The following is a 2,352-nucleotide window of genomic DNA, read 5'->3' as shown; positions in this document are numbered from 1 at the left end:
GGTGTGAGCAACATCGAGATCGAGCGCACGCGTGACCGCGTTCGCGTCGACATCCACACCGCGCGTCCTGGAATCGTCATCGGCCGCCGCGGCGCCGAGGCCGAGCGCATCCGCGCCGACCTCGAGAAGCTCAGCGGCAAGCAGATCCAGCTGAACATCCTCGAGGTCAAGAACCCCGAGGCCGACGCTCAGCTCGTCGCGCAGGGCATCGCCGAGCAGCTCTCCGCACGTGTGGCTTTCCGCCGCGCGATGCGCAAGGGTCTGCAGGGTGCTCAGCGCGCCGGCGCCAAGGGTGTCCGCATCCAGGTCTCCGGCCGCCTCGGCGGCGCCGAGATGAGCCGGTCGGAGTTCTACCGCGAAGGCCGTGTGCCCCTGCACACCCTGCGCGCGAACATCGACTACGGCTTCTACGAGGCGAAGACCACCTTCGGCCGTATCGGCGTGAAGGTCTGGATCTACAAGGGCGACCTCACCGCCAAGGAACTGGCTCGCGAGCAGGCCAACGCGCCGAAGGCACCCCGTGGTCGCGATGACCGTGGTGGCGACCGTCGCCGCAGCCCGCGCAACGACGCCCCCGTCGCAGAAGGAGCGTCAGCCTGATGCTTATTCCCCGTAAGGTCAAGCACCGCAAGCAGCACCACCCGGGCCGTACCGGTCAGGCGACCGGTGGCACGAAGGTCAGCTTCGGCGAGTTCGGCATCCAGGCCCTCACGCCCGCTTATGTGACCAACCGTCAGATCGAGTCCGCTCGTATCGCGATGACGCGTCACATCAAGCGTGGCGGCAAGGTGTGGATCAACATCTACCCCGACCGTCCGCTCACCAAGAAGCCCGCTGAAACCCGCATGGGTTCGGGTAAGGGCTCGCCCGAGTGGTGGGTCGCGAACGTCAAGCCGGGTCGCGTCCTCTTCGAGGTCGCCGGTGTCAACGAGGAGCTCGCTCGCGAGGCCCTGACCCGTGCAATTCACAAGCTGCCCCTGAAGGCACGCATCATCAAGCGCGAGGAGGGCGACGCATAATGGCGATCGGCACAAAGACGCTCGCACCGAGCGAGCTCGACACGTTCGAGGACCAGCGCCTCGTCGAGGAGCTGCGCAAGGCCAAGGAAGAGCTGTTCAACCTGCGCTTCCAGTCGGCCACCGGCCAGCTCGAGAGCCACGGCCGCATTCGCGCGGTCAAGCGCGACATCGCGCGGCTCTACACCGTGATCCGTGAGCGCGAGCTCGGCATCCGTGCCACTCCCGCTCCCGTCGAGGTTGCGACGAAGGCGAAGAAGACGAAGGCCAAGAAGGCGGATGCCGCTGACTCGGCCGTGAAGGAAGAGGCCGAGTAATGGCTGAGACCACCGAGAAGAAGGCCGCCCCCAAGAAGGCGGCCCCCAAGAAGGCGGAGACCGTCGCGGTCGAAGCTGTCGAGACGGCTGCCGCCGGTCACGAGTCGTCCGCGCACGATGTGCGCGACGTCGACGCCCGCGGTTACCGCAAGTCCCGCCGCGGCTACGTGGTGAGCGACAAGATGGACAAGACGATCGTCGTCGAGGTCGAGGACCGCGTAAAGCACCCCCTCTACGGCAAGGTCATCCGTCGCACCTCGAAGGTCAAGGCGCACGATGAGGGCAACTCTGCCGGCATCGGCGACCTCGTCCTCATCAACGAGACCCGTCCGCTGAGCGCCACCAAGCGCTGGCGCCTGGTCGAGATCCTCGAGAAGGCCAAGTAGGCCTCGGCCTCTTGGAACCCAAGGAGTAACAAGTGATTCAGAACGAATCCCGACTGAAGGTCGCCGACAACACCGGCGCCAAGGAGCTGCTCACCATTCGTGTGCTCGGCGGCTCCAACCGGCGCTATGCGGGCCTGGGCGACGTCATCGTCGCCACGGTCAAGGACGCGATCCCGGGCGGCAACGTCAAGAAGGGCGATGTGGTCAAGGCCGTCATCGTCCGTACCAAGAAAGAGACCCGTCGTCCCGACGGCTCCTACATCAAGTTCGACGAGAACGCCGCCGTCATCCTGAAGAATGACGGGGAGCCCCGCGGCACCCGCATCTTCGGACCGGTCGGCCGTGAGCTTCGTGACAAGAAGTTCATGAAGATCGTCTCGCTGGCGCCGGAGGTCATTTAGTCATGGCGAAGATCAAAAAGGGTGACCTGGTTCAGGTCCTCACGGGCAAGAAGCAGGCCAACGGCGGAGACCGCGGCAAGCAGGGCAAGGTCCTCGAGGTCCTCGTCGAGCAGAACCGCGTGATCGTCGAGGGCGTGAACTACGTCACGAAGCACACCCGCGTGGGTCAGACCCAGCGCGGCACCAAGACGGGCGGTATCGAGACCTTCGAGGCCCCCATCCACATCTCCAA

General features: G+C 65.4%; 6 protein-coding genes. All 6 read left to right on the top strand.

The window, feature by feature from the left end:
- The coding region (rpsC, locus tag AC1DVT_RS19635) for a 30S ribosomal protein S3 (protein WP_477391007.1) at window positions 1–600 on the top strand (600 nt) is incomplete at its 5' end.
- Window positions 600–1,019 carry a 50S ribosomal protein L16 gene (gene rplP / locus AC1DVT_RS19630; RefSeq protein WP_457101839.1) on the top strand — a complete coding sequence of 140 codons (420 nt, stop codon included), beginning with the start codon at window positions 600–602 and terminating at the stop codon, window positions 1,017–1,019. The genes rpsC and rplP, both read left to right, overlap by 1 nt.
- Window positions 1,019–1,333: a 50S ribosomal protein L29 gene (rpmC, locus tag AC1DVT_RS19625; protein ID WP_477391005.1), complete on the top strand. Its 315-nt coding sequence runs from the start codon at window positions 1,019–1,021 to the stop codon at window positions 1,331–1,333. Before rplP ends, rpmC begins: the two co-directional genes overlap by 1 nt.
- Window positions 1,333–1,719 (top strand): 30S ribosomal protein S17, encoded by a 387-nt coding sequence (gene rpsQ / locus AC1DVT_RS19620; protein WP_457101837.1) that lies wholly within the window; start codon window positions 1,333–1,335, stop codon window positions 1,717–1,719. Before rpmC ends, rpsQ begins: the two co-directional genes overlap by 1 nt.
- 32 nt (window positions 1,720–1,751) lie before the next feature.
- Window positions 1,752–2,120: a 50S ribosomal protein L14 gene (rplN, locus tag AC1DVT_RS19615; RefSeq protein WP_457101836.1), complete on the top strand. Its 369-nt coding sequence runs from the start codon at window positions 1,752–1,754 to the stop codon at window positions 2,118–2,120.
- 2 nt (window positions 2,121–2,122) lie between these two features.
- Window positions 2,123–2,352: 50S ribosomal protein L24 (gene rplX, locus AC1DVT_RS19610; RefSeq protein ID WP_477391002.1), on the top strand; the 230-nt coding region annotated here is incomplete at its 3' end.

The sequence above is a fragment of the Microbacterium sp. P2_F9 genome (genome assembly GCF_056403635.1).
Note: the sequence above shows the minus strand (reverse complement) of the source record. Positions and strands in the feature narration are given on the sequence as shown.

Coding starts and splice junctions, on each gene's coding strand:
- rplP (WP_457101839.1), top strand. CDS start 600: ATGCTTATTCCCCGTAAGGTCAAGCACCGCAAGCAGCACCACCCGGGC.
- rpsQ (WP_457101837.1), top strand. CDS start 1,333: ATGGCTGAGACCACCGAGAAGAAGGCCGCCCCCAAGAAGGCGGCCCCC.
- rpmC (WP_477391005.1), top strand. CDS start 1,019: ATGGCGATCGGCACAAAGACGCTCGCACCGAGCGAGCTCGACACGTTC.